Source organism: Frankia sp. Hr75.2, from assembly GCF_949319125.1.
Taxonomy (GTDB): domain Bacteria; phylum Actinomycetota; class Actinomycetes; order Frankiales; family Frankiaceae; genus Parafrankia; species Parafrankia soli.
This window is the reverse complement of record NZ_CASGGV010000291.1, coordinates 1-18,244: the sequence shown is the minus strand read 5'-3', so window position 1 is coordinate 18,244 and position 18,244 is coordinate 1. Positions and strand designations below refer to the sequence as shown.

13 protein-coding genes are annotated in these 18,244 nt (G+C 64.5%); 8 read left to right on the top strand and 5 right to left on the bottom strand.

The window, feature by feature from the left end; all coding sequences use genetic code 11:
- Positions 1-63 precede the first annotated feature (63 nt).
- The 3 genes from AC559T_RS21665 to AC559T_RS21655 all read left to right on the top strand — a co-directional run bounded on the left by AC559T_RS21665 (position 64) and on the right by AC559T_RS21655 (position 3,033).
- Complete coding sequence (locus AC559T_RS21665; RefSeq protein ID WP_498869899.1) at positions 64-1,482, top strand: hypothetical protein; 1,419 nt, start codon at positions 64-66, stop codon at positions 1,480-1,482.
- A 90-nt stretch (positions 1,483-1,572) separates the two neighbouring features.
- Positions 1,573-2,115 (top strand): hypothetical protein, encoded by a 543-nt coding sequence (locus AC559T_RS21660; protein ID WP_498869898.1) that lies wholly within the window; start codon positions 1,573-1,575, stop codon positions 2,113-2,115.
- A 129-nt stretch (positions 2,116-2,244) separates the two neighbouring features.
- Positions 2,245-3,033 carry an SDR family NAD(P)-dependent oxidoreductase gene (locus AC559T_RS21655; protein WP_498869897.1) on the top strand — a complete coding sequence of 263 codons (789 nt, stop codon included), beginning with the start codon at positions 2,245-2,247 and terminating at the stop codon, positions 3,031-3,033.
- A gap of 9 nt (positions 3,034-3,042) precedes the next feature.
- On the opposite strand, the gene AC559T_RS21650 is transcribed toward AC559T_RS21655, so the two are convergent.
- Positions 3,043-5,664, bottom strand: coding sequence for a tetratricopeptide repeat protein (locus tag AC559T_RS21650; RefSeq protein WP_498869896.1), 2,622 nt, complete (start codon positions 5,662-5,664; stop codon positions 3,043-3,045).
- Positions 5,665-5,925: 261 nt separating this feature from the next.
- Positions 5,926-6,840, bottom strand: coding sequence for a nuclease (locus tag AC559T_RS21645; RefSeq protein WP_498869895.1), 915 nt, complete (start codon positions 6,838-6,840; stop codon positions 5,926-5,928).
- 485 nt (positions 6,841-7,325) lie between these two features.
- Here AC559T_RS21645 and AC559T_RS21640 point away from each other — a divergent pair, with 485 nt between their 5' ends.
- The 3 genes from AC559T_RS21640 (at position 7,326) to AC559T_RS21630 (ending at position 12,462) form a co-directional block, all read left to right on the top strand.
- Positions 7,326-10,085 carry a DEAD/DEAH box helicase gene (locus AC559T_RS21640; RefSeq protein WP_498869894.1) on the top strand — a complete coding sequence of 920 codons (2,760 nt, stop codon included), beginning with the start codon at positions 7,326-7,328 and terminating at the stop codon, positions 10,083-10,085.
- Between the two features lie 220 nt (positions 10,086-10,305).
- Positions 10,306-11,766, top strand: a complete 1,461-nt coding sequence (locus AC559T_RS21635; RefSeq protein ID WP_498869893.1) for a hypothetical protein — start codon at positions 10,306-10,308, stop codon at positions 11,764-11,766.
- Positions 11,767-12,183: 417 nt separating this feature from the next.
- A complete protein-coding gene (locus tag AC559T_RS21630) occupies positions 12,184-12,462 on the top strand; it encodes a DUF3892 domain-containing protein (protein ID WP_498869892.1) in 279 nt (92 codons plus the stop codon).
- A 121-nt stretch (positions 12,463-12,583) separates the two neighbouring features.
- Here the strand turns inward: AC559T_RS21630 and AC559T_RS21625 are convergent, their stop codons facing one another.
- A complete protein-coding gene (locus AC559T_RS21625; protein ID WP_498869891.1) occupies positions 12,584-12,796 on the bottom strand; it encodes a helix-turn-helix domain-containing protein in 213 nt (70 codons plus the stop codon).
- 228 nt (positions 12,797-13,024) lie between these two features.
- On the opposite strand from AC559T_RS21625, the gene AC559T_RS21620 reads away from it, so the two are divergent.
- Positions 13,025-14,155, top strand: a complete 1,131-nt coding sequence (locus AC559T_RS21620; protein ID WP_498869890.1) for a hypothetical protein — start codon at positions 13,025-13,027, stop codon at positions 14,153-14,155.
- Between the two features lie 100 nt (positions 14,156-14,255).
- Here AC559T_RS21620 and AC559T_RS21615 read toward each other — a convergent pair whose 3' ends face one another.
- Both AC559T_RS21615 and AC559T_RS21610 read right to left on the bottom strand, forming a co-directional pair.
- Positions 14,256-16,688 carry an NACHT domain-containing protein gene (locus AC559T_RS21615; RefSeq protein ID WP_498869889.1) on the bottom strand — a complete coding sequence of 811 codons (2,433 nt, stop codon included), beginning with the start codon at positions 16,686-16,688 and terminating at the stop codon, positions 14,256-14,258.
- 350 nt (positions 16,689-17,038) lie between these two features.
- Positions 17,039-17,335 carry a GntR family transcriptional regulator gene (locus AC559T_RS21610; RefSeq protein ID WP_498869888.1) on the bottom strand — a complete coding sequence of 99 codons (297 nt, stop codon included), beginning with the start codon at positions 17,333-17,335 and terminating at the stop codon, positions 17,039-17,041.
- A 373-nt stretch (positions 17,336-17,708) separates the two neighbouring features.
- Here AC559T_RS21610 and AC559T_RS21605 point away from each other — a divergent pair.
- Positions 17,709-18,244: hypothetical protein (locus AC559T_RS21605; protein WP_498869887.1), on the top strand; the 536-nt coding region annotated here is incomplete at its 3' end.

Below are 18,244 nucleotides of genomic sequence, written 5' to 3'. Positions count from 1 at the left end.
ACGGTATCTATACATCGAAGAGTAGGTCTGCCAGGAACGATGCGATCGGCTACAACTGTTGCCATGGTCGACCTCCGCGCCCCGCTCAACGCCCGACAGCTTGAAGTCCTGCGCTGGATCGGTGACGGTTGTCCCGACGGCGCCATGAAGGACCACACCTACAAGACGAGCGCAGTCGCGATGGACTGGCGTGGGCTCGTCACGGTGTCGAAGAAGGGCGGGGTCTGGCGGGCGACCGTCACCGACAGCGGGCACTACTACCTGGAGCATGGCGGCTTCCCCCCGCCTGGCGCGGTGCCCGCTCCGGCTCCGCGCCGACCCGAACTGCCGGTGGCAACGCCAGCTCCCAAACCCAAGGCCAAGCCGACCGTGAGCAAGCCACCGAACCCGCCGGTGACTGATCAGCTGGTGGCAGCGGTCATCACGGCTGGCGGCGTGTTGACAGTCGACACCCGAGCGGAAAACGTTGACTACGGAGCCCGGGTCAAAATGGTGAACCGCTGGCACAAGGCCCCCGTAGGCAAACAGCTGGTGTACCAGCGGGTTGGCTCGTCGTGGTACATGTGGGAGATCCGGCTCGAAGATCTTCCGGCCTGGCGGACGGCTGTGTTGGAGCCGATCCCCGTGCCGGCCACACTGCACAAGCCACATCCGGTGGTAGTGGCGCTCCGCGATGACGACGTCATCAAGGACATCAAGGGACCGGCCCGGCAGCGGGCCCTGCGGTTGGTCCAGGCGCTGGCGGCCGAAGCGGCCAAGCGCGGCTATCGGACACGGATCGCGACCGACTCACAGACGTACCGTCGGCGACGGCGGAAAGAGCCAGATCCCGACATCACGATCACCGTTGGCCGCCACTCTGTGGGTGTTGCCATCCGGCAGGAGATCGACCGGGCGAAGCACGTTCCAACGGCCGCCGAGCTCGCACGGCAGGAGAAACACTACTGGGAGCGGCCGCCGAAGTACGACGAGACGCCGACTGAACGACTCACTGTCCATGTCCGAGGCCGCTTCGAGCACTGGCAGTCCGAATGGTCAGACCGGAAGGGGCCGCTCGAAGATTGCCTGGCGCGGATCCTGCAGGAGATTGAGCTGCGGGCAGCTGCTGCTGAAGAGGCCTGGCTGGCGGCCGAGGAGGCAGCCCGCGAGCGCCGGCGGCAGTGGGAGGCCGCCATGGCCAAGGCCAAGGTCGATCATCGCGAGGCGCATCGGGCGAAGGTGCTGGAACAGCAGATGGTGGCCTGGCGTCACGCAGGGCAGCTCCGGGAGTACATCGTGGCGATGGAAGAACGGATCGCCTCGATGGACGGTGCCGAGGCGGAGACCGCTGCCGAGTGGCTGAGCTGGGCCACTGAGCACGTGGCGCGGATCGACCCGCTTGGAACCAGGCTGGCAATGCCAGTGGATCCGGAGCCGAAGGCGGATGAGCTGAAGCCGTTCCTCGGCAGGTGGAGTCCGTATGGGCCGGAAGGGTATTACTGACCGGAGCTGCCCGATCCGTGTCACTGGTGGACCACGTTGGCCTTCGCCGAATCGCCGATCTTCACCCGAGATACGGCTACCGTCCCCTGCGTGCGCGACGTGACGTACGAGAGCCATGGGGTCCCGCTGGAGGAATACCAGCTGACACGGAAGGATCATCGGGAACAACGGATAAGCGAAGATACTCAGCGGTGGGTCGAGCGCGACATAGCTAAGAAGAAGGCGGAGGAAGCTGCCGATCCGGTGCTGAAAGCGCATCGGGACGAGGTCGCCCGCCGCGCCATGGCCATGATCGCTCGCTGGCACACGCCCGACCACGAGCTCATGCGGTGGCGGGTGCGGCTGTACTGCGGGCACATCGTCGAGACCCGGCGCCATGCTGAGAGCGCGCGACCAACATTTGCTGGGGCGTCTTCGATGAAGTGCCCGGAGTGCGGCAAGGATCCGTCGGACATCGTCGCCTTCGAGCCGCTCGGCCTGCTGGCCGAGCCACCGAAGCCGCAGGAACCGGCTGTGCCGCCGGCGCCGAAGCGGCCGACCCGGGCGCAGCTGGAGCGGCGGCTCGCTGAGCTTGAAGCGGAAGTTGACAATCTTCGGCAACGGTCGAACACCTCGAATCACGGCAATCCGTAGGGCGGCTGGCTGAGTCCAGGTAGAGGTGCGCCTCCCTGCCCAGGGACGGCCAGAGTTCGCTACGGCACCGAAGCCCCCAACGAGGCCGACACACTGGGTAGGCGGGCCCTGTTCGTATGATCAGCGGCTGTGTCTATCGACGAAGCTTCAGCGGGGCCGGCGGCGGTGGTGACCGGTGCGGGTCATGGGATCGGCTTGGCGGCCGCGCAGACGCTCGCCGCCGCCGGCTACCGGATTGTGGCGGTCGACCGGGACCGCGGTGCCTTGGAAAAGGCGGAGCTGCCTGCCGGTTCGGTGCTGCTGGAGCATGACATCGCCGAGGTCGAGTCGGACGTCCTCGCGGGGCTCGATGATGATCTCCGCATCGAGGCGCTGGTGAACAACGTGGGCGTCATGGACGGTCGGTCGTTCCTGGAGCTGCCGGTGGCGGATGCCGCCCGGGTGCTGCACACGAACATCGTCGGATCCTGGGCGGTGACCCGGACCGTGGTGGATCACATGCTGGCCCGGCAGGTCCGCGGGGCGATCGTCTTCAACCTGTCGCTCCATACCTCGCGGGTGCGGATGTGTCCGGACTACTCAATGAGCAAGGCCGCGCTGGCGATGTTGGTGCAGGAGCTGGCGGTGGAGCTTGGTCCGGCGGGGATCCGGGTGAACTCGGTGTCGCCCGGGGCGATCGATACCGGGCACGGCCCGGCTGAGGACGCGGAGGCTCATCGGGCCCGCAGCGCGGCGCTGGTCGCCCTGGGCCGGGTGGGCGAGCCGGACGATGTCGCCAAGGTCATCGCCTGGCTGTGTTCGGAGCAGGCCGGGTATGTGACCGGGACGGACATTCGGGTGGATGGTGGGCTGTTCCACTACAACTGGCTGCACCACCTGTATGGCAGTGCCGCAACTGAACGCCACCGCACGCAGTAGCCGGCGGCCTCAGGCTCGCCGGGCAAGCAGCGGTGCGGTCCAAGCGGCGACGCTGGCGGATGTGCCATCCGGCCAGGTGACGTGGCCCTGGGGGTCGGTGCTGAGGGTCCAAATGTCGGCGGCGGCCAGCCAGTGGCGCACGCGGCGACCTTCCGCCTGTTGGAACAGCGCGGCCTTTCGTGCGTTGGCGAGTTCAAGATCGCCGTGGGTCGCGGCGGCGAAGACCCCGATGGCGACCGGACCGATGGCATCGTCGAGGTAGCCGTCGGCCGTGAAGGTGGCGGCTGCGGCGTCGAGGAGCTCGTCGATGGTCGCCAGCGACGCCTGGCCGACGAGGGCCGTTGCCCGGGACATCTGGCACTGGGCGACGCCGGGAGGCAGGCCAAGGTCACGGTTAAGCTGCTCGACCTCGTCGATCTCCGCGAGGACCAGCGTGGGGTTGCTCCAGCACTGGGTCAGGGCCAGGTGGCGGCGGGCCAGGGCGAGGAGTAGCGGTGAGTCCTGTGCTTCGGCGGTCTGCCGGGTGAGGGCGAAGTGGTGGGCTGCCCGATCGAACTGGCCGCCGCACCACCAGATGTGCCCCAGCAGCTCGTGGAGTCGGTAGTGCAGTTCGCCGTCGCGGATGTCGGGGTCGAAGCGTCGGGCCAGGGCCAGCGCGGCGACGTTGTCACCGTCGCGTGACCGCGAGTGGGCCAGGGCGATGAGGGCTTCGTGGGCGAGCCGGTCGTCGTGTCCGGTGGCGATGGCCTGGAAGGTCGCCGCGGCGTCACCGCCGCCGCGCAGGTCGTAGGTCTCGCCCAGGTAGTACAGGGCCAGGCGGCGCAGGTTGTCCTCGATCGGGGGCGGCGTCGCTGCGGCGAAGGGCGTGAGCAGGTCGATGGTGCGCTGCAGGTCGCCGATCTGGCGTTCCATCATCCCGTCGAGCAGGGTGAGCAGGCTGCGGCCGTGTTCGGTGAGTAGCGCCTCGGGCTGGTCGCGGCCGGCGTCGATGGTGGCCCAGACGCCACGCAGCTGGACCTGCATGATGATGTAGGCCAGCTGGGGGATGTCGGTGCCAAGGGTGCTGTGGAGCCCGGCAAGTTGCCAGAAGGCCAGGGCCTGCGTGCGGCGGTCCTGCCACAGCGCGGAGTCGGGGTCGTCGAACAGCGCCGACCAGTGAGCGACCAGCCGGGCTGCGACCTCGGCCCATTCCTCGGCGGACCAGGGGTTGGCGGTGAAGGAATCCTGGAGCCGGACCGACGTCTGCAGCAGCTCGTGGATCGAGAAGACGTCATCCTCGCGGTGCAGGACGAAGCTACGGTCAAGGAACTGTTCGACTGCGGAGGAGCGGAGCGCGGGCACCGCAACACGCAAAGTGTGCCGGTCGAAGACCCGCAGCAACGCGGCGGCGCGTAGCAGATCGCTCTGGGGGTCGTCGAGGTCCTCCATGAGTCGCATCACGACCTGCGGCAGCCCGCCGGCGAAGTCGCTGACCGCCGGGGTCTCGCCCCGACTGAGCAGCGACATGTAGTGGTTGCAGGCGACATCGAGGTAGAGCGGCATCCCCTCGGACAGCCGGGCGACCTCACCGCGCAGGCCCTCGGGGATGACCGGCTCGCCGGCGTCGTCGCACAGGCAGTGCTCGAGATAGTCCCCGCTGTCCTCGGCAGAGAGCATCCCGACACGGTGCTGATCCGAAGCCGGACCGTCCGCGAGCCCCGGCCAGACGGCTGGTCCGCTGAACTCCAACGACGGCGCCCGGGTGTCGGAGGCCCAGTCGAGCCGACGGCGGGAGGTGACGACGAACATCGTGGTCGGGAGGAAGAAGGCGCTGCGGACGATGCTGTCTTCCAGGTCGGCGAGCCGGGCCGACCGGCGCTGGTTCGGCACGTGTTCGAACGTGTCGAGGAAGATCGCGATGTCGGTGTCACGGTTGGCCTGCAGCCGCATGAGGTCCCAGGCCAGCAGGAGCGGCAGGTGCAGGCGCAGCTGCTCGGTGTCCTCCTCGGTGGCGCAGGCTTCGAAGAACGGACAGTTCTTCCGCAGGTCCCGCACGACCCGCGAGTTCTGGACCTGCCGCCAGGCGAACCGGGCGGCCCGGCTGGCGCCGCCGACGACCAGACCCGCCCCGTCGATGACGCTCTGGGTGAACTCCGACAGCTCGCGGGCGAAGCGCTGCCGCTGGGCAGTCGTGCCCAGGGACGATTGGTGCGCAACGAAGTCGGCGAGTGGAACCCCCGGGTTCTGCCGCGCCCAGTACAGCGCCAGCCCGGTGTCGAACGCGGGGAAGGTCTTCAGGGATGCGAGTCCGGACCGCAGGTGCAGGACATAGAGCTCGGGATCACGGGCGGTCGGCTCCGAGAAGTCGATCCGCACGGCCTGACGGCGGCCACTTCCCGCCAGAAATCGGCGTTCGAGCTCGCGACTCAGACTCGTCTTCCCAATTCCCCCGTCGCCGTAGAAGGCAAGGACGTTGCGGCGGGGGGCGGCGAAGTCTAAGGCCACGTCCGGATGCTCCGTACGGAGCTGGCGCAGTTCGTCGAGCTTGGCGGTGAACGCCTCCGCTTCCGACACCCGGTCGGTGAAGATCCGCTGCGCGGAGATACGGGCGCCACCAAGCCGACGTGCGCGGATCTCTTCACCGATGCCCATCAACCCGCTCCCACCTCACCAGATTCCACAACGGGCGATCTGCGCCGGGGGTTAGTCTCGCCCGTACGTAGCGAGCGCCGCTCCTGTTTTCAGGAAGTCCCAGGTAGGACGGTGCGTAGCCCCGGGTACTCCCCCGGTACCGCGTTGTCTGCCTGAGCCCGATCCGCTCCACCCAGCGCGGCGGCGTGAGCCGGCTGAGGAACTCCGGGCTGACGTTGGACACCGCCAGCCCGGCCACCCTTCAGATCCTTGATGGAGGCATCATCCAGCCCCGACAAGCCGCGGCGCCGGTACCAGGTTCAGCCGCCCGATGGCCTCGTTGAGGTCCTTCGGCCAGATCCACAGCCGGTACTGCGGCGGGATGGTGCAGTAGTCCTCCGGACCGTGCAGCAGGCGGCTGCGCATGTCGGCGCAGTACCGCTCGCGCCAGGAGGTCTCCTCGCCAGCGCGCAGCGGCTCGCCGTTGACCTTCTTCTTGGTCACCCGGTACAGCTTCTCCATCGCCCGGTACTCGTAGGCCAGCAGGGTGTGCGGGTCGGCCCAGATGCCCTTGGGATCTGCCGGTGCGGCCGCGGTGGTGGCCGCTTCCAAGAGCAGGGGCAGATCGAGCTCGCCAGGGATGGAAGGGTAGATCACGAACGGGGCAGCCCACCCGGCGGCGACGAGATCCAGGTTGAAAGTGGCCCGCTGCTCGCGTGTGAGGGTCCGCCGTTCGGCCTCGGTGTAGTCGGGGGCGACGTAGGCCAGGAGGCGGTTGTTGTCATCGAAGGGAGGCTCGGCGGCGCGGATGAACAGGTTGCGCTTGCTGCCATCCGGCTTGGTCAGCCGCGTGTCGATATTTTGCTTCGCAAAGGCAGATGCCTTCCCACCTTGCTCGAACTGAAGGGTGCCGGCCTGGCCGGTCTCCAGCTTCGGGAGCAGGAACTCGGCCAGGCCCGGGGAGATCGGCGCACGGCCCTCCCCGATCCATGTCGCAAGCTGCAGGAACTCCTGGTCGATGGCGCGGGCTCGGGCCGCGGTGCGAGCGGTCACCTCCGGCGTGTCGACCGACAACATGCGGATGGGCATGCGGACGTTGGGGGTGTCGCCGTCGGTCACGTCGACCAGCGCGCGAGCGCCCAATGAGGGCAGGTTTAGCCCGGCCGGCGACCACAACACCTGCACTGCTTCGATCATGTTTGTTCCCCCGGATGGCAGAGTTATAACGGTCCGGCTGTGTAGCGAGGCCGTGACCCAGTTCTCAGCATCGGCAGTCTGTCAGATCGTCACCGACCGCGACCAGTTGCGTCAGCCTCGCGACTCAGATTGGCCGGCAGGATGGTACTGGCGGGGCTTGCGGAGGTAGAGGCGGTGCTGCGGCCCATGATCGCCCGCCCGACAGACACCGAAGATGTCGGAGAGGCATCACCCGATCACGCCCCGGGTCCAGCGCAGGGCACAGCTTCCGGTGACGAGCCCCCCTTGCCTTCGACTTCAGCTGCTGCTTCCGCCCGCAGCGGCCCGCCTCCACACCCTTTTCGGCTACCAGGAGCGCCACGACGAGTCCGGAAGTCGAGCCGCCGAGGGTTGGCTTCGGGACCGTCTGGCGGATGTCGCCATATTGCACGCCGATAGGCTCGGGACCGCTCGGGAGGAACTGGCGGCGAGGGTGAGGGGGGTGCATGTCGGACGGTCAGCGACTGCGTCGTCGGTTCATGTGGGACGAGGTGGAACCCGCGCTTCTGCGAGAGATGCTAGGCGCCGTCTACGCCGATAGCGGTCGGTCGGAGGAGGCCGAGAGGCTGGCGCGGCTGACCGGCCCAGAGCTGCCGGACTGGGCGGAGCGCGTCTTCGGACCCCGATTGAATCCGCGGCATATGCAGGTAAACGCACTCGTGGACGTGTTGAGGGACCGATGGCTGCCACACGCCGACCCCTTGGCTGTTCGGAGCTTGGCCGAGATGGTTCGGCTTTCGCTGTCCGGCGAGGCCCGGACCACTCGGTTGGATTCACTGGCTGAAGAGATCGCGTTTCTGCGGAGGCGGAACCGAACGAACAGCTTCCGGGCGAGCCTGCGAACCGCATTCCTCGAGGACCACCGCCGGGCCGTGCCGGTACGCGGCGAGGAGACGTCCGGTGGCGAGCGGGACAGCTTGCCCTGGGTGCTCGTTGGCGAAGGCCGGGACGACACGCGTATCCCGTTTCCGTTCCAGCGGTCGGCGTGGCAGAAGCTGGACGAGCTGGCCAGCGTTTCCGGTGGCGCCGGCCGATCCGGCTTGCTTGTCCTGCCGACGGGCGCGGGCAAGACCTACACGGCGGTCCGCTGGCTCCTCGATCGTCTGCACGCCGACCGGCGGTTGAGAGTTCTATGGGTCGCTGACCAACAAGAGCTCGTAGACCAGGCTGCACGGACTTTCGTGGAACTTGCTCGCAGCATGCCGGTGCCATTCGAACGGGTGCTGCGTCGTATCCATTCCCTGGCCAGCCCTCCGACGAGCCTCGCCGATCCTGACCTGGACGTCGCCGTGGTCACTCGGGCGAGTCTGGCCGGTGGCCGCGCCAAGGACGCGGCCCGCAAACGGCTTGCGCGCTTCCTGGAACGGCCGTGTGTCGTAGTCGTGGACGAGGCGCATCACGCGGTCGCGCCGACTTATGCCGAGCTGCTTGATTTCGTGACGATGGCGAACCCGGTACTCGTTGGACTGACCGCGACGCCCTGGCCCTCAGGCATCGGTGCGGCCAAGCGGCTGCGGGACCGCTTCCCTGTTGCTGTCATAGAACTTGCCGCGCGGGACCTCATCCGGACAGGTGTGCTGGCCCGGCCCGTCTTTCACACCGTGGATACAGGCGAACGACCGGAACTCACCGACGAAGAACAACGTCTGCTTGGCGACCGCGACCTGCCGCCAACGGTACTGCGCCGGCTCGACCAGGAGCATCGCAACCACCTGATCGTCGAGACATGGTTGGCGCGGCGGGAGCAGTGGCGCAAGACCCTGGTGTTCGCAGTCAACATCGAACACGCCGAGCGTCTCGGGGCCTTGTTTACGAGCCGCGGAGCCCAGGCCCAGGTGGTGCACAGCCGCTCAGCCCTCACCCGCGAGCTCACCCTGAAATGGTTCCGTGAGGAGAAAGGAAGCTGTGTGCTGGTCAGCGTCGGCATGTTGACCGAAGGGGTGGATCTCCCCGACGCGCACACCGCCTTCCTTGCCCGCCCGACCCGTAGTCGGGTTCTGATGCACCAGATGATCGGCCGAGTGTTGCGTGGCAGCCAGAGCGGAGGGGACGAGGTCGCACACATCGTGGACCTCCGGGACCGGTGGAGCGACGACATCGATGTGCTAGCGCCAGGGGAGATTCCGGGTCTGGGTGAGCCACCGGACGACGAAGATTACCAGAGCAGTGCGAACGGGACCGGGTATCGTCTGCCGCCGGTGCCCGACGAACTAACCGGACAGCCGATTCCCCAGGACGTACTGTACCGAGTGCTCCGTTCCTACGCCGAACGTATCGGACCCCACACTGATCTAGTCCCGATGACCAGCACGACGATCATTGGCTACTACGAGCTTGGCGAGGTCAACGTTCCGGTTTGCGAGCATACCCGCGAGCGGTTCGATGACCTGATTGACATCTATGTGAGCGGTTCGAAGCCTGCGTCCCGATCCCCCGCCGATCTGTTCGACGATCTGCCGTTTCCGCGGCCAGTACGCGCCGATGTGCTCGCCGTCGTCAACTACGTGAAAACCTATGAGGCAGCCCCTCCCTTCGTAGAGGTACGCGCTGCGTTCAGTCTGCGCATGGTGGCCCAAGAGCTACTTGACCTGCCCGCGATGACGGTGAGGGAACGGCAGGACTGGCTGCGGCAGCGACACGGGAGCGGCTTGGCGAGCGTCGTTGTCCCGAGTTTCCAAGCCTTCTGTGAAGCCATTGAACAAGAGCTCTTCATCCTTTCCCAGCATGCCGATCTCCATTACAATCCGGAGGACGTTCCGCTGCCGGCCGCCATCGCCACTGGCGAACGTATGACGCTGGCACGACTCGACGACCGTGATCTTACGGCTTTGCTGCGTGGAGTGACCGAAAGGGGGCGCAGCCTCCTTGCCGATGAACCCGAGTTGGTCCAGCTACTGAGCCATGTCCCGGATATCGAGTGGACTCGCAAGCCAATCCGATCAGCGTTGGCATACTGGAGCCCACGTATCGGCGGCCGGTCCAGAGGCACACCCATTATTCGGGTGAACCGGCTGCTCTGCGCGCCCCCCGAGCAGATCCCAGACGCCGTTCTTAAGTTTCTACTCTGGCACGAGCTGCTCCACCACCTACTTCCCGGCCAAGGGCACAACGCAGAATTCCGCAGACTAGAAACACTCTGGCCAGACTCCGACCTGCACGACCACTCCCTCGACTCGCTACTCGAACTCTTCGATGTCAGCGTCTAACGGATGAGGGCGAATTAGCGGAAGTACGGGAACCCGTGGCGCCTGCTCCGCGGTGGCCGACGCGGACGCAGCTGGAGCGGCGTGCGGCTGAGCCGGAAAAGGAACTTGGTGATCTTGGGTCGAAGGCCTCAAGCCGGGGATATCGGTAGCAGAGGTTGAACAGTGCCAGCAAAGACAGCCCCTGTAAACCACTACCTCACAGTTGATCTATAATAAACCTATGAAAGATCAGTACAGCTATCAAGAGTTCTGTGACTATGTGCGTCGGTTCAACCAGGAAGAGCTGCTGGCGACGGTGGCGACGGTGGCGCTTGCGCTACCCGGCAAGGTCACCGAGCCCGGATATATACAGACTCCGCCGTGGGCCCTCACGAATGTTGTCAGGGCTTCGATCTGCCACGGAAACCGGTACCGGAGCACATCGGTGAAGCCGGGTGAAATCGCCACGGCCTGTGAGATGTATATGAGCCCCTCGGATGAGGAGATCGAACCACTGAGCACAGATCCCTTGTCTGGTTTCTTCGTTCGGACTGCCTACGAGCAGTTTTCTTACCAGGAGTCGAACCCTTTCGCGGACATGGCGCGACCGCTGTGCGTCTTCGAAGACTATTCGGGTCGCAAGAAGCTTAAGGTCGTCACGAAGGACGCGCTTGCTGAGCTGATCGGTGCGCCGCTCCCAATTGCTGTCGGCGTCGCTCAGATGCTGCACGTCTCCGCTGCTGCCAACAACGGGTACTTTGACCCGGCCTGGATGGATCAGAAAAATTTTGCTGCGGTGCTCGACTTCCTTCCCCGCGATAAAATTCTAGGCGTCGTCGACTCGGTTTTTGCACATAGCATGGAAGAATTCAAGCAGCAGAATACCGAGACGACAGTGTCGCCGATTCTGAGGCGCTACCAGTTCAATCCATTGACAGCGCGTCCGCTGGTGCGCCTGCAGGATGGCCGGCTTCTTGCGCCAGTGCCACAGCTCATCCCGCGTAAGCTATCGCCGATAGAGTTGTACTATGTCGGCCTTAAGCGGTGGGGCAGCCCATACGCCGATGAGATGGGGGAGCTCTTCGAGGATTATCTTGGTCGTCAACTGTCTTTGCTGCCGGATGTCACAGTGCATCCTGAAATCACCTACAGATACAAAAAGAATAACGTGCAGAGTGTAGACTGGATTGTCGTCGCGCCCGATTTGGTCATCCTGATTGAAGCCAAGGCTGGCCGGGTGCCCGCGCCCGCGAGGGCAGCCGATGAGTCTGCGGAACGCGACTACTACAGTAAGATACTCGGCGGCGCGTTCCGGCAGATCAACCGCGCCTGCAGCGCCATACGGGAGGGTGTGCCAGAGTTCGATAAAATTCCAACTGATCGACCGGTCATCGGCATTGTTGGAACGCTCGACTCGTGGTATATGGCAAACAGTCTTCCGGTGCGTTCGTTCCTGCCTGAAACTGACGTGCCGACGCTCGTGTCACCTATCACAGATATAGAAAACTTGGTGACAGTCGGGCAGCGCACTCCAGCCTCAAAGATCCTTGCAGCTATCTTGTCGGATGACGAGCGCCGTACCTGGGATCTCAACGTTGCCCTTGGTGATCTCTATGTCGACGGCGATCAGAACCCGCTGCTCCGAGATGCCTGGGGGCGGCTGCCATTTAGTTCAAGACCTAGAAATCATGCCCACGCGTAAGGACGGAGCACCGCGCCCTGTCAGGAAGACTGCTGGAAGGTGGCGCGCAGCGTGTTCGTCAGTGGGAGGCGCGTGGCTTATCCCTGGGTATGGTACAGCGCCACGCGGCTCCTGTGCTGTTACCACGAGATCACGGGAGCGCGAGTGACGCACCATCACTCGCCTGACCTGCACCACCTCGGTTCGGCCGCCCAGTGGCCGGGTAGTTACAGGCTTGTCATTCGAACACGTATGCTAATCCCGAGCACGACGAACCCGGCTCGGATGGACCGACCGGGGGTCGGCCTCCGAACCGGGTCCGGTGCCTTGGACAGCCTGACGACCCTACCGGGCTCGGTTGACGCTGGCGTTAACAGGCACGCCACGTTGCTGAGCCGGGGGCACTTCGGAGCGCTGTGCTCAGGAAGGGTCGATCACATGATCGAGTTCACCGGTCGCCGTATGAACGGCCACGGCAGTGACCATCAGGGTATCGCCAAGCTGCAGTGGGTCAACCGGCAGTCAGGTAACAGTGACCTGAGCGATGTCAGGCCCACGCTGGTTGACTTCGTCCGGAAAAACCCGGGGCAGTCTCGCGTGAAGGACTCCTCGGGCAAGTGGGCCGAGGTCCGCGTGGTGGAGGCGCAGCCGCCTTACCTGCGCTCCTACGCGGACGGCGTGCCGGCGAACAACCTGTTGGCGCTGCCGGAGATTTGATCGGCCGGACGCTCAGGACCCGTGGGGCCGTTGAGGTCGACGGCCCCACGGTTTCGCGCGGTCGAGCGCAGGCTGCGGCTGCCCGCGGTGTCGGCGGGAGACGTTGCAGCGCAAGCGCTGATCAGTCCCGCAACAGCTCCAACGGATCCACCTCGATCACCTCGGCGATCCGCTCGACCGACTTGAGGGTGAGGTTCCGCTCGCCCCGCTCCACCCCGCCCATGTAGGTGCGATGAACACCGACGACGTCGGCGAAGGCTTCCTGGCTGAGGCCACGCTGCTCGCGGTAGCGGCGCAGGTTGCGGCCGAAGATCCGCTGCAGGTCGCCTTCCATGTCGACACTGACGGTGCCGAGAGTGCTACTTGTAGGTCTACAGACTTATGAGTAGCATCGGCCAGGATCGGGCGACCATGAGGAGGTGGCGGCATGGGCGGCGAGGGCAACTGAAGACGACGGGGCCAATCGGCCCCGGGAAGCCCCCGGGTGGCTACGCCCCGGGGGCTTCGTCGTGCGCGGAGCGTTTCCGGCACACATTTAATAGTGATATAATTAAGCTAGTTTATGGCAGATCTCCGCGACCAGTTCGACCGTCTCCAGACCGCGTTCATCGGGTTGGTTACGGCGCTCGCGGGATTGGGGCTGCTGATGCTGGCCCGCCACCTGGACGCCCTGCCGGGGCTCGGGTGGTTGGACTTCTTCCCGCTCGGCGAGGTCGGCGGCCTGCTCTTTTCCTTCGGGCTGCTCGGCATCGGCATCGACTACTGGCAGCGACGGCAGGCCGCGCAGTTGCAGTCGGCCCAGCTGCGACAGGTCATCACCGAGGAGGCGCCGGCCTTGCGGGATGCCGTCATCCGCGGCTTCGCCTTCGACGCCGAGGACTTGGCCCGGGTGGCCACGCCGGCGATGTTGGATCAGATCATCCGTAACAGCCTGGCGCTGCGGCTCGGTGATGCCGCCTTCGCCCACGAGCTGTACGACGACATCCGTGACCAGGCCATCGCTTCGGTGGAGCGCTGGCACGATGCCCGGGTCGAGGTTCGGCTGTCGCCCCTACCGGAGGGAACGGGAACTCCCGTCGGGAGTTCCCCAGCAGCGGCCGCTGCTGGGGCCGGCCTCTTGGTGGCAACGGTGAGCTGGGAGTACACGACGGTCCCGGTCAGCCCAGTTCGCCGTTTCGTCTGCACATCCGATCGGGAGGAGTACCGGGAGCTGAGTGCCGAGGCCGGGGCGACATCGGCGTGGTTCTTCCGGCCGGTCGGCGGGCTCGATGGCGCCTCGCGGGATGCGTTCGAGTTGGTGCAGTTCACCATCGACGGGCGGGCCCGACCCATCCGGCGCAGCGCGAAGCGTGACAGCCAGACGTACAGCGCGGCCATTGGCAAGGAGGTCATCGCCGCGGGTCGGCCTGTGGTGGTGTCGTATACCTACCGAGCGATCGTGCGGCAGGATGGCCGGCTGATCAAGCTGGACGTTGAGCAGCCGACCCGTGGCCTGAGCGTGGAGCTCGATTACAGCGACGCTGACATCAAGGATGTGCGGCTGCTGGAGTTCTTCGCCAGCAGCACTCGGGCGCGGATCAACCAGACGGCGGCCGGGTTGCCGACGAGGGCCATCCGGGCCGACTTCGATGGGTGGGTGCTGCCGCGGGGAGGGGTGGTGTTTGTGTGGGAACCGGGGAAACGTATTAATTAACTTTTTCTTGGTTAAAGTCTCCATCTCGCCGGAGTATAAATGGCATGACGGAATAACGGGAATCTATTTCATCGTCAGGGTTCATCCACTCTGGAAGGCTTCATGAGGGAGAAGATCGGCCCGTTCTTCGGTGTCGAACACGATCTGCCCGCTTAGCGAGACTTTGCTGTAGTTTGAGATGGCGGAACTCGTATATGGCTCCCGATTGACGAAGAACGCCGCGTTTCTCGTGGGCATCAGCCAAGAAGCCGGCGAGTCGCCAAGGCAAGCGACCCTGGAATGCCAGCCAGCAGCGGGCTAGGAAGTACGATCCCCATGCGCCTCGGAGAAGACAAACCACAATTCCGACGATGGATCCGGATGCGAGTCCGGCGCCAAGTCCGTGGCGCACTACTGCGATAAAGCTTGGCTGAATGGAGTTTTCCAATACTACGATGAACCCTACCATGATGGTACTGACAAAAGCGCTCATTGCTCCGGTCGCCAAACCGATCATCACTGAGGCATGTCGGTCCCGGACAAGGACAGTCATCGGCGACGCCGCAGTTTCTAGATCAGCGGAGGCTTCCGTCAGGCCCACGACGAGGGTGTCGAGAATTCCGACAGTAAGCCCAACGAGGAGTCCGACCATGACTCCGATGGTCAGACCGACCGCCAGCCCAACCGCGAGCCCAACCGTGAGTCCCCCGGCCACACCTGCAGGCGACCATCGTAGCCCTCGAGCAGGAAAGCGTTGCGCAGCCATTCCTGTTGCCAATCCAACTGCGAGAGCGACTCCCAGACCGTTCACAATCCCCGCCGGAGCGCCGCTCCCAAAGTTCGAGACCAGACCACCAGCCAAACCTCCAGCAAATCCACCGGCAATGCCATCGGCAAGACCTGCGATGGTTCCGACCCCGACCCCGACGCCGAGTCCCGTGGCAAGTGCGCCCGTGGGACTGTCTGCCATACCCACGCCGAATCCCCCAGCAAGCCCCGCGGCAAGCGCCCCGAAAAGTCCTCCCATAAGTCCTCCGGCAATACCTCGAGTATAGGAGTGGCTATCCGATACTCCCGCTACACGCTGGAGAGATAGCGTGACCGCAAGGCCTATCGAAAGCCCTGCGCCCAGACCGATTCCGATGTCTGTGCCGATACTTGCCGCAGGTCCGCAAATAAAAGCAGTGACGGAAGCGAGAATAAGCCCCACAAGCGGACGAGGGGTGGCGTAGTGAATCTCCCACCAGGCAAGACCTGATCTATGGTTAAGCCGATTTTCAAGGTGGTTCGCGAGGAAGGATAGCCATTTATCGGCCTGCTCGGCAGACCATGGAGTCGTATACTCCGGATGCCGGCGATAGGCGGCAGAAATAAAGGCGTCGAACAGGTACTGCTCGACGGCGGCCTTAGTTGGAAAACGATCGGGATCGCACAGTTTGGATGGGTCGGGCAAATTCGCCACGCCTTCCCGGGGGCGCGGATTATAGATCGTCCGTGCCAGTGTGGCCATCAGGGGCGTGGAGAGTGCGTCCTTGACCGGGGGCGGCGGGTTAGCTAGAACTCGATCCCATCGGGCTGGGTTACCGGCCGAAGTGCGCAGAAACTCCGCGACAGCATTCGTGTCGAGCGGACAGAGAAGAACGCCGGCCACACCGGTGAGTCTCACTCCGGTCCCGGTCTGCGGATTAGTGACCTCCCGATAAGATTTCGCGCGGCTCGAGATCACCAGGCGCTGCCCTGGCTGCAGTCCGTTGTTGATGCAGTCGATTGCGAGTCCGCGCGCATCCACAGAAATCTCGTCTAGGCCATCCAAAACCGGAAAGATCATCCCAGAATCTATGAGCGCCCGGCCTTTCGTGAGACGAGATCCCTCCGCCACAGGCTCCCGCAGAGCGGGATAATCCATGGCCAGCCGGGATTCAAACCAGCTTTCGAGACCCTGTTCATCGGGGTTCCAGGAGGCCAGTGGCATCAATATCGGCACAGGATCTCCTGCTCTGCGCCGGTTCAGCAGGTCCAGCACCAAGCGCACCAGCAGTACGGTCTTACCTGCTCCTGGCTCACCGAGCATGAGCAAGCGTCCGGTAGGTATACGTTCCAGAATCCCAATAAGATCATTATCGCTTCCGTGGAGGTTGACAGGGCCGTCCGCCCAGTGCGACGGATCGCGTTCTGGCCATCCGAGGCCCCGTGTGGCGAGCCGGATGATCGCCGTCCAGTCATCTACAAGATCGTGGTCGACGGGGCCCCACTTGACCGATAGTGAGTCAACGGCGAGACGCCGTACGTTAAGTTCATGAACCCACTGGGCGCGAACTGCCTTGGCGAGATCATCCGAAATCTTAATCAATAGTTGGGGATCGGCTGACGCGGGAGAATTGTAGCGAAATTCGGTCCATGACATGTATAGCTGCGGCACGACTGGAGCCAATGAGCCCAGGACCGCGACGATGTTTAGCTCGTTGTACAGCGTGACACCCAGAGCCACTGCGGCGTAAATGCCCGTGAGTATTAGGTAGATCAGCCCCTTACGTCTCGAGCGCGGTTCCTCCATGATGGCATTATCCTAGTGAGGCGAACTGATCTATTGCCGACGTGCGCGCGATCTGGAGTCAGGTGTATGGATGGCCGAACCGGGCGTTCCTGGCTATTTTGGTCGCCTGTTTACCCTGGCCACAGGATTCCGAAAGTTCACTCGTTAGCGGATCTAGAGCTTTACTGTTGCCTAAATGGTGAAGTGCCCGGAGTAATATGGGTCGCGCGGTGATGGCGGACACGCACGAGGTACGGGCGTGACTTTGAGAACTTTTTGTAGTCGAGGACGGTTTAGTCCTATTGAACTGCGAGCCGCGTGCGCGATTCGGAGAATGTGCGCCCGCGCTTGGTTCTCTCGGTGCACAGCTTCTACACCGCCTCGAGCCTTTCGATCGCCCGCGCCAGCGCCATATGAGCAGCACGCAGCGTCTCCAGAAGGTCGGCGGGGTTCGTGGTTGGCACCTGTAGCACGAAGGCACCTTCGCCTTGGGCGATCCGGAGGAGCCCCTCTTCCTGGAGGAGTGCCTGAGCCGCTCGCACCGTGTTGAGCGCGGCGCCGTAGTGGGCTTCGAGGTCAGTGAGGCCGGGGAGCTTGGCACCAACTGGAAACTCGCCGGTCTGGATGCGGCGACGAAGGTCATCGGCGATGTCTTTGTACTTGGCCATATCAACACTGTAGGACAGTGTTGCGAGGGTCTGCAACAGTCAGAACCTGGGCGGCCGTCAGGTGGGTAACCAGCAGCGATCTCTGCGGCGATGAAGCCTCCCAGCCCCGGCTCGTCGCCAGCCAACCGGATCCAGCTGCGAAGCAAGGAATCCTTGGTGGCCACACCTCAAGCCAGCCAGCTGTCGGCGTTCGCCGAGTGACACCAATCACATTCAATTGACCCGATTTGTCCTCCACGACCGTCCCTAGCTGCGCCTTCGACGTCAATCTCGACGTTTACCTGCGTTTGAATTCAATTGACGCACTCTTAGGGTCCTTGCCTACTGTTTCGAGGCGTCGTTCTCCCCCTGACCCCGCCGAGAGGACCCTCGTATGCGTGGGCGCACCCTGTCGTTGTCCCTGCTGCTCGCGATCATCGCGGCACCGCTGCTGGTGCTGGTGCCTGTGCCAGCCGCTTCAGCCGCGACCGTCGCCGACTGCGCGGCCCAGGCGTCGACCAACCCGGACGGCTGGCACAAGAGCCGCTACGAATGGTGCAAGATCGAGCGGCTGTCCGCCGGCGAGCGCGACCGGGGCGGCCGGGTCATCGGCACCGTCGATGCGCTGTACGCCATCGCGGTCACCACCAACCAGAACAGCCAGGCTGTGCGGGTCGAGGTGCAGGTTCGGGAGATCAAGTCGACGGGCACGTTGGCGGACGCCGAGCTGAGCGTGCAGCTGCCGTGCAGCCGCTGCACTCCCGGTGTGGCCCGCGGCCGGACGGCACCGCTGGCCAGCTGGCGAGCCGACCCCTCGACGGCCTTCGACTTCACCGGGACGCTGGGCGACCTCATTGGCGGCGGGCCGGACCGGGTGGCGCTGCACTACTTCAACCCACGCTTCGTCCTGAACGACCTGCTGACCTACAA

Bases quoted from the DNA above. Each gene is read 5' to 3' on its own strand.
- AC559T_RS21635 (WP_498869893.1), top strand. From the start codon at position 10,306: ATGAAAGATCAGTACAGCTATCAAGAGTTCTGTGACTATGTGCGTCGG.
- AC559T_RS21645 (WP_498869895.1), bottom strand. From the start codon at position 6,840: ATGATCGAAGCAGTGCAGGTGTTGTGGTCGCCGGCCGGGCTAAACCTG.
- AC559T_RS21650 (WP_498869896.1), bottom strand. From the start codon at position 5,664: ATGGGCATCGGTGAAGAGATCCGCGCACGTCGGCTTGGTGGCGCCCGT.
- AC559T_RS21630 (WP_498869892.1), top strand. From the start codon at position 12,184: ATGATCGAGTTCACCGGTCGCCGTATGAACGGCCACGGCAGTGACCAT.
- AC559T_RS21640 (WP_498869894.1), top strand. From the start codon at position 7,326: ATGTCGGACGGTCAGCGACTGCGTCGTCGGTTCATGTGGGACGAGGTG.
- AC559T_RS21625 (WP_498869891.1), bottom strand. From the start codon at position 12,796: ATGGAAGGCGACCTGCAGCGGATCTTCGGCCGCAACCTGCGCCGCTAC.
- AC559T_RS21610 (WP_498869888.1), bottom strand. From the start codon at position 17,335: ATGGCCAAGTACAAAGACATCGCCGATGACCTTCGTCGCCGCATCCAG.
- AC559T_RS21620 (WP_498869890.1), top strand. From the start codon at position 13,025: ATGGCAGATCTCCGCGACCAGTTCGACCGTCTCCAGACCGCGTTCATC.
- AC559T_RS21615 (WP_498869889.1), bottom strand. From the start codon at position 16,688: ATGGAGGAACCGCGCTCGAGACGTAAGGGGCTGATCTACCTAATACTC.
- AC559T_RS21665 (WP_498869899.1), top strand. From the start codon at position 64: ATGGTCGACCTCCGCGCCCCGCTCAACGCCCGACAGCTTGAAGTCCTG.